Source organism: Candidatus Glomeribacter gigasporarum BEG34, from assembly GCF_000227585.1.
GTDB lineage: Bacteria > Pseudomonadota > Gammaproteobacteria > Burkholderiales > Burkholderiaceae > Glomeribacter > Glomeribacter gigasporarum_B.
Genome location: NZ_CAFB01000052.1, coordinates 24,871 through 31,631, shown reverse-complemented (window position 1 = coordinate 31,631; position 6,761 = coordinate 24,871). Strand labels below are relative to the sequence as shown.

The 6,761-nt window shown below is 51.5% G+C and carries 8 protein-coding genes; 3 read left to right on the top strand and 5 right to left on the bottom strand.

Going from position 1 to position 6,761, the window contains the following annotated elements; translation table 11 throughout:
* Positions 1-1,131, top strand: a 1,131-nt coding sequence (locus tag CAGGBEG34_RS07155) for an ABC transporter substrate-binding protein (RefSeq protein ID WP_042688313.1), incomplete at its 5' end; no start/stop codon positions are given.
* Positions 1,132-1,135: 4 nt separating this feature from the next.
* Here the strand turns inward: CAGGBEG34_RS07155 and CAGGBEG34_RS07150 are convergent.
* Together CAGGBEG34_RS07150 and CAGGBEG34_RS07145 are read right to left on the bottom strand one after the other, a co-directional pair.
* Complete coding sequence (locus CAGGBEG34_RS07150) at positions 1,136-1,906, bottom strand: restriction endonuclease (RefSeq protein ID WP_006683072.1); 771 nt, start codon at positions 1,904-1,906, stop codon at positions 1,136-1,138.
* Between the two features lie 346 nt (positions 1,907-2,252).
* On the bottom strand, positions 2,253-2,534 hold the full coding sequence (locus CAGGBEG34_RS07145) for a helix-turn-helix domain-containing protein (protein ID WP_081463791.1): 282 nt from the start codon (positions 2,532-2,534) through the stop codon (positions 2,253-2,255).
* 186 nt (positions 2,535-2,720) lie between these two features.
* On the opposite strand from CAGGBEG34_RS07145, the gene CAGGBEG34_RS12210 reads away from it, so the two are divergent.
* A complete protein-coding gene (locus CAGGBEG34_RS12210; protein ID WP_081463790.1) occupies positions 2,721-2,975 on the top strand; it encodes a transcriptional regulator in 255 nt (84 codons plus the stop codon).
* Here CAGGBEG34_RS12210 and CAGGBEG34_RS11115 read toward each other — a convergent pair.
* The gene (locus tag CAGGBEG34_RS11115) at positions 2,918-3,445 is read right to left on the bottom strand and encodes a hypothetical protein (protein ID WP_006683071.1); all 528 of its coding nucleotides are present in this window, start codon (positions 3,443-3,445) and stop codon (positions 2,918-2,920) included. The genes CAGGBEG34_RS12210 and CAGGBEG34_RS11115 overlap by 58 nt on opposite strands.
* A gap of 349 nt (positions 3,446-3,794) precedes the next feature.
* Here CAGGBEG34_RS11115 and CAGGBEG34_RS11110 point away from each other — a divergent pair, with 349 nt between their 5' ends.
* Positions 3,795-3,968: a hypothetical protein gene (locus tag CAGGBEG34_RS11110; protein ID WP_158641829.1), complete on the top strand. Its 174-nt coding sequence runs from the start codon at positions 3,795-3,797 to the stop codon at positions 3,966-3,968.
* Between the two features lie 17 nt (positions 3,969-3,985).
* On the opposite strand, the gene CAGGBEG34_RS10265 is transcribed toward CAGGBEG34_RS11110, so the two are convergent.
* The gene (locus tag CAGGBEG34_RS10265; protein WP_081463788.1) at positions 3,986-4,174 is read right to left on the bottom strand and encodes a hypothetical protein; all 189 of its coding nucleotides are present in this window, start codon (positions 4,172-4,174) and stop codon (positions 3,986-3,988) included.
* Positions 4,175-4,180: 6 nt separating this feature from the next.
* Positions 4,181-6,529 carry a plasma-membrane proton-efflux P-type ATPase gene (locus CAGGBEG34_RS07130; RefSeq protein WP_006683070.1) on the bottom strand — a complete coding sequence of 783 codons (2,349 nt, stop codon included), beginning with the start codon at positions 6,527-6,529 and terminating at the stop codon, positions 4,181-4,183.
* Positions 6,530-6,761: the final 232 nt, after the last annotated feature.

Genomic DNA, 6,761 nt, shown 5'->3' with positions numbered 1-6,761 from the left:
CATACGGTACGCTTTATACTGAGTTCAGCCAATGCCCCGTTTCTGGTCAATTTAACAGACCCGTCTGCATCTGTTCTGTCCGCTGAATACGCCGCTCAATTACTCAAGGCAGGCAAAGCATCTGAAATCAACTGGAAGCCCGTTGGTACTGGCCCTTTTATTTTTCAAAAATATGTCAAGGACGCCACGATTCGCTTCAAAGGCAATCCTGAGTATTGGAAACCCAACGATGTGCAGCTATCCCATTTGATCTTTACCATTACGCCGGATGCGGCAGTGCGTGTGCAAAAGTTCAAAGCGAATGAGTGCCAGGTCATGAGCTATCCGCGTTCAGTGGATATTGCTGGACTTGAGGCTGACCCCAATCTTCAGGTATTCAGCCAGCCAGGCTTTAATATGGGGTATCTGGCGTACAACGTGACGCATAAACCACTGAATGATGTGCGGGTGCGGCGTGCGCTGGATATGGCGATCAATAAAAAAGCGATGATCGATGCCGTCTATGAAGGTCATGCGCAAATCGCCATCGCTCCGATGCCGCCGTTGCAATGGTCTTACGATAAAACACTGCAAGACGCGCCGCGTGATTTAGAACAAGCAAAGAAATTATTGGCGCGGGCCGGTTATCCGAATGGTTTTACTCTTTCACTCTGGGCGACGCCGGTAGAGCGGCCCTACAATCCAAATCCTAGGCTGATGGCGCAAATGATTCAGGCTGATTGGGAGAAAATCGGCCTCACGGCGAAAATTGTTTTTTACGAGTGGGGCGAGTATTTAAAAAGAGCATTTGACGGTGAGCACGATACCATACTGATCGGCGGCTTGGCGTATAACGGCGATCCTGATAATTGGTTGGGTAATCTCAGTTGCCGCAACCTGAAGAGTTTTAATCTCTCAAAATGGTGCTATGAACCTTTTGAAATTTTAATCCGACAAGCGGTGCAGACGACCGATATCGCTCAGCGTACCGCGCTTTACCTCAAAGCGCAGCAAATTTTCAAACGCGAACAGCCTTTTACCCCTATTGCGTATCCCGCTGTTTATCAACCCATCCGTAGAAATGTCACAGGGTTCAGAATCAATCCTTTAGGGACAACCCGATTTTCCAGCGTTGGCTTGAGTCATGACTGATTTTTCACACTAGTAAATCATTTTTGGCGAGATTTGCAGCCCTCGCGTAGTCAGTAGGCTCTTCACTGGAATCCTCCGACGTTTTTTCCGATAAAGCGGATTTACTCATATCTTCTAATTCGCTCAGTTGCTCGTGATGCAGAAGCAGCACACCCGCAGATGTCGCGAGCTGCCGAGCGGATTTGGTAAATGTAGCATTGGAAACGACCACTGCGAGATCGGCTTGTTCAAAGACCTTTCCTGCAATAACTTCTTGTACCGCTGCATTACCAACTGGCTGCGAATAGAGTTTGCATTGAATAACGACTTTAATACCCTGCTTTTGAGCAACTACATCAATGCCTTGGTCGCCGGTTGCGGTAGTCTGGCGTGCATCCCATCCGTACTCCGTCAATACTTTGGCAACAAGCTGCTCATATTCAATAGGGGAAATATCCTCCGAATATTGAGGCATAATGACGGGAACGGCAGCAGTTATCTTATTAATGAGAGCTACTGTTTCACGGTAGTCCCATGATAAAGGCTCCAACTTTCCAATAGCAGGCTGCATCACTTCTAGAATGAAAAAGCCAATTTCTTTTTGCCATGCTGTGTCATCTATTAATCCATATCTTTTTCTTATAGTACGCTGATTTCTCTGAATAGCTAATTCTTTGGCATGGCTATTAATAATAGCTTTTATTTTAACTATTCGATTTTTTCTCTTTTTCTCCTTCCGTAATTCATATAATATTGCCACCAAAAAGAAGAAAAACAGAGCAATTAAAATCTTCATTATCCTTTCACTAAAAGGAAGAAAAACAAAGGAGTTAACAATCCCATTCAGCCTCCCGAATTACGCAGCCTACATCCTTATCTCTAAGATTTACCCTGTTTTTTTGGTATGATGAATGCCTATTGTGCTGGATTTGCGGCATGTGCTCAATAACTCTACCGCCTGGCGTTTCTATCTGTACCACTGCTTCAAGATTATCTGCATGGGAAAGCTTTGATCCTCTAAAAACTTCAGCATAGCTTTTAACAGAAGCAGCGCCCTCGATAAAACCTCGTACAAGATCATCTAATCGCTGTTTAGCTTCAGGTGACAAGCAATCAATGTCATGAGACGAGACACTAAAAGGTCATGTTTGCTGCGCTTCTTGGACAAGCTGGCGCTTCTCGCTCGGGCTAATTTTATCGTGCTTTACACTTTTCGCGTCTTGATCTCCAAACAAGAGCCATCTTTCAGATGTTTGTAATGCTTTTGCCACTGCTTTTAAGCGTTCTCTTTTAGGCGCAGTTCCACCTTCTCTTTCCCATTGCTGAATCGTTTGCCAAGCCTGTACCGGAATAAGTTTAGCAAGCGCCTGCATTGAAAAGCCTAACTGTTCACGACGCTGTCGGATTCTGTGATGAATACTCATAGAGTTATACCCATTGCGCTTGGCTCTGAAGGTGCACCTCCTCAAAAACGACTGAGGTACCGCTTGCAGTGGATAGGGCACCCTGAAAACCTGCGTGTCTTAGGTATAAATCATATGCGCTAGTTTTACTTGTGTCATTGCAGGAATTTCTTGCAATACTAATTTTTCTTGTGTAAACTTGTGCGCATGAATGGGATCGAAAAAATCATTAAATACTTTGGCAGCCTTACTAGGGCAGCGCATGCTCTCAATTTGAGCGGTTATCAAGTCGTGCAGCAGTGGCGAGCAGCAGGCCGAGTTCCGCCTGAACACTGTCCTTGCATTGAGCGCCTTACAAATGGAGAAGTACGTTGCGAAGAACTGAATGACCGTGTTGACTGGACCTATCTACGCACGGCTCCCACGCAACTCCCACCCTCTTCGGCGCAGGAGGCGGCGTGATGCAGACGCCTTATTTCCGCATCGATTCCATTGTGTTCGTGAACGGCTACGTGACAATCCAGTAGTTTCATCGCTAGGTGTTTTGTGGCGTCGGCGGGCAGCGCTCGAAGCGCATCAACGAATTTGCGCTTATCGGCGGGGTCTAGATCGGCTTCCTGAATCTTCTGACCGATCATGGCTTTGAGGGTGTCGTCATGAAAGCGAATCGTCAACACGTTGAGGATGGCTGCAAGGCCGCCATCGTCCGACAAAAAATCCATCCCCTCGTGAGTGGCCCGAAGGGTAAAGCCCGCTTCGCCGACTCTCCAATCAACGAGTCCATGTTCATGCAGATAAAAGATATTTACCCGAACACTGTCGTAGCTATACCGATTCACAAGCGAGTCCCAAGACTCGGACGACCTATCTTCGGGATAGGTATCAGCGAGTGTTTGCAACAGCTCATGCTGAAGTGGTCTATCAAGTTTCAATGGGAACTCCTTTCTGATCATGAAAATGGTTATGTAAGAGTGGCCAACCCTATTGTTCGGGCTGCGAGTTTCCCTCAGACACAGGAAGTGGCGTAATGCGCAAGGTGAGGGGGTACTGCGACTTTTGCACCCATTCCGCCGAAGAAGGCGATAAATGGGAAAGTCAATGTCAGATGGCTGCTTTCGCATTGACCACTCCAAAGGGGTCGGCCATCTGCAAATCTTGCGTCGTGAATATCGTGAACAAGCTTAGGGGGAGCCAAGGTTTCGAAGAATGGATGACTACGGCTAATCAGCAGAAGCACGCATGAGTTAAGAAAGAACAACTGGATTGAACTTGGAGCACAACATGCACAAAGACGAAGCATTTTTGCACTCGACGGCAAACGGAGCGCTGTGCCAGGCGATTCGGTGCGCGTATCTGACGGCATCCAGAGAGACCGCTGATCCCAAGTCAGCCGCCTTAACCTTGCTTGAAGCGTATCTCGCCGCGCAAGCTACGATGATCACCGTTCTGACATGATCAGGAGCCGTGGCCGCTCATGGAAACGCTAGAGCATTTTGCAGTGATTTTCCCTGTGTCGCTTCGCCGTTCTGTGTATTCGGGATCGCTGCGGGGTCGCCTCCATCGCTACGCGATGGAGACCTGCTCCGCCCGCATCGATCCCCATACTGTCTTCGCGCTCGCGCCAGTGGCAAATCGACTGAAAAATGCTCTAGGACATGCATACACTATTACGCTGAGCAGCGCGCAATCAGAGCGATTTTGACAAAATCATTCAAACCAAGCGTGCAGAAGCCTGCATAGCTGAAGATCAAGGCGCTTTGCGCGAGCGGCAATGGATGGAGTCTGCCCAGGCCGTATATCCCAATCCACAGGCCTGCGCAAGCATCGATTGCGATTGCAGCGGCAAACGGCGCGCTCGGCCGGGAAGTCCAGAACGCGCGCCGCTCGCGAACCGACAGGATGGAAAATAAACCGAAAAACAATAAAGTCTGGAACGTAAAAGTTTGTAAACGTGCCACTTGTCCGGCCAATCCAAAATGATGCCAGCCGAATGCCAGCAGAGCGAGCGCTTCAATCAGCATCAGCCCGCCGAGCGCGAGCGCGACGCGCGCAAACGGCGTAATTTCCCACGTCTGCGGTTCGGGCGGCGCATCCACGCGATCTGTGGCCATCGTAATCTGGACAAAATCCGTCATTAAAACCAGCAGGATCATCGCCAGCGCGGAAATCGCAAACTTTCCGGTGACCAGAAAAACGACCACTACAAAGCCCGCTTTTAATGTGGTGCGGCTGATTTTATTGATGATCCACGTGAGCACGCGCTGGTGAATCGCGCGTCCATGCCGAATCAGGTCGATTATTCCAGCCAGGCCTTCAGCCGTTAGGACAACGCTTGCTGCGCCTTTGGCCACATCGGATGCGCCGCGCACGGCAATGCCGACTTCCGCCTGGCGCAGCGCGGGCGCATCGTTCACGCCATCGCCCGTCATCCCAACGATATGTCCGGCCGCTTGCAGGCTTTGCACGATCTGGAATTTGTCTTCCGGATAGACTTCAGCGAAACCGTCCGCGCAGTTTGCCAGATTTTCCGCGCGCGCATGCGCTTCCTGCTGCATCGCGCGCCATTTCGGAGCGCGCAGAATCTTGTGCAAACCCAGCATGCGTGCGATTTCGCGCGCAACAATCAAGGCATCGCCGGTGAGCATCTTGATTTGAATGCCAAGCGCGCGCAATTTGTCAATTAAATGCTGTGCATCCGGGCGCGGCGCATCGTACAGGAAGGCAAGGCCGACGAGCTGTAAGGGCTGGTCATCCTCTGCGCGCGCCACGGCAAGGGCGCGCATCCCTTGACGCGCGGCTTGTTCAGCGCGCGCTTCAAGCGCGGCGATGGCTGCGCGGTCAAGGCCCGCGGCTTTGGCAACGGTGCGCAACGCCCCTTTAACTGCATGCACGGCGCGGCCATCGATCTCGACAACGGCGCGCGTGTGGCGGGTCGTCGCGGAAAAAGGCTTGAAGGAGCGCGGTTTAGCCGTTTTTTCCAGAATGCCGCGGGCGCTGGCTTCCTGCAAAAAGGCGCGGTCAATCGGGTCGGCGTTGGCCGCGTTGGAGGCCAGCGCGCCAGCGCGGATGACATCTTCCGAATCAAATCCCGGCTGCGGCGCAATGCCGCCGAATGAGAGCCGGTTCATCGTCAAAGTGCCCGTTTTGTCCGCGCACAGTACATCCATCGTGGCCGCGTCCTCAACCGCGTTCAGGCGCGTGATCAGCACACCGCGCCGCGCCAGCGCGATTGAGCTAATGGCCATGCTTGCGGTCAGCATTGCTGGCAATGCGACGGGTACCGCGCCCATCATCAGAACCAGCGCAATCGGCAGCGTTTCAGACGGCGCAATCCCGCGCGCTTGCGATACCACCCATGTCGTTGCAACCAGCGCACCGACAATCGCGCACATCCATTTGACCAGACGGGTGATGACCGCCTCAGAGTGCAGTTTCGGGCGCGCGCTTTCGACCAATTGTACGGTGCGGCCAAAATAGGTGTGCGTCCCCGTTGCAATGACGACGCCGCTCGCTTCGCCGTGCCGGACCGTCGAGCCGGAATGCAGTACGTCATCATGCCCTTTATCAATTTCGTGCGTCTCGCCTGTGAGCGCGGATTGATCGACCTGTACGACGCCCTCAAATAATTGCATATCCGCAGGGACAAAATCGCCCGCGCGCACGCGCACGATATCGCCCTTGACCAGGGTGCGCGTCGGCACGGTCTGCCAGCGCCCGTCCCGCAGCGCGCGCGCTTTGAGATTCAGCTTCTGGCGCAGCGCAGCAATCGCCGATGTTGCGCGTTGCTCCTGAGAAAAGCTGAAGATTGCGTTCATGCCGAGCAATAACAGCGCAACGCTTAAATCTGCGCGTTTATGCAGAATCAAGGAGACGAGCGCAATTACCTCAACCATCCACGCGGACGGCCCCCAGAATTTCCGCGCCAGGCGCAAGGCCGCAGAAGGATGTTTTTCGGCAATTTCATTCGGCCCTTCATATTCCATGCGGCGCTTCGCCTCTTGGCTTGTCAGGCCCATTTCAGGATAAGCGTTGGAATAAATCTTTACCATAATAGATTGGCCTCATACAAATGTTTTTTTATTCCCTTTCTCTTTTATAATCTATTTGGTTGATCAGTGATAGAGATGGCCGACGGTCATTCTCTATGCGGTCTTTTTGTATCTCCCTCTGTCGAACGTTTCTTTACCTTATTCAGAATGGAGCAGCGGAGGCAGAGAAGAGGGTTTTTAACTTGAGAAAAAATTGATC

What these genes read in the sequence shown, in the direction of transcription:
- CAGGBEG34_RS07150 (WP_006683072.1), bottom strand. Translation starts at nt 1,906, where the DNA reads ATGAAGATTTTAATTGCTCTGTTTTTCTTCTTTTTGGTGGCAATATTA.
- CAGGBEG34_RS07145 (WP_081463791.1), bottom strand. Translation starts at nt 2,534, where the DNA reads ATGAGTATTCATCACAGAATCCGACAGCGTCGTGAACAGTTAGGCTTT.
- CAGGBEG34_RS12210 (WP_081463790.1), top strand. Translation starts at nt 2,721, where the DNA reads ATGAATGGGATCGAAAAAATCATTAAATACTTTGGCAGCCTTACTAGG.
- CAGGBEG34_RS11110 (WP_158641829.1), top strand. Translation starts at nt 3,795, where the DNA reads ATGCACAAAGACGAAGCATTTTTGCACTCGACGGCAAACGGAGCGCTG.
- CAGGBEG34_RS10265 (WP_081463788.1), bottom strand. Translation starts at nt 4,174, where the DNA reads ATGCATGTCCTAGAGCATTTTTCAGTCGATTTGCCACTGGCGCGAGCG.
- CAGGBEG34_RS07130 (WP_006683070.1), bottom strand. Translation starts at nt 6,529, where the DNA reads ATGGGCCTGACAAGCCAAGAGGCGAAGCGCCGCATGGAATATGAAGGG.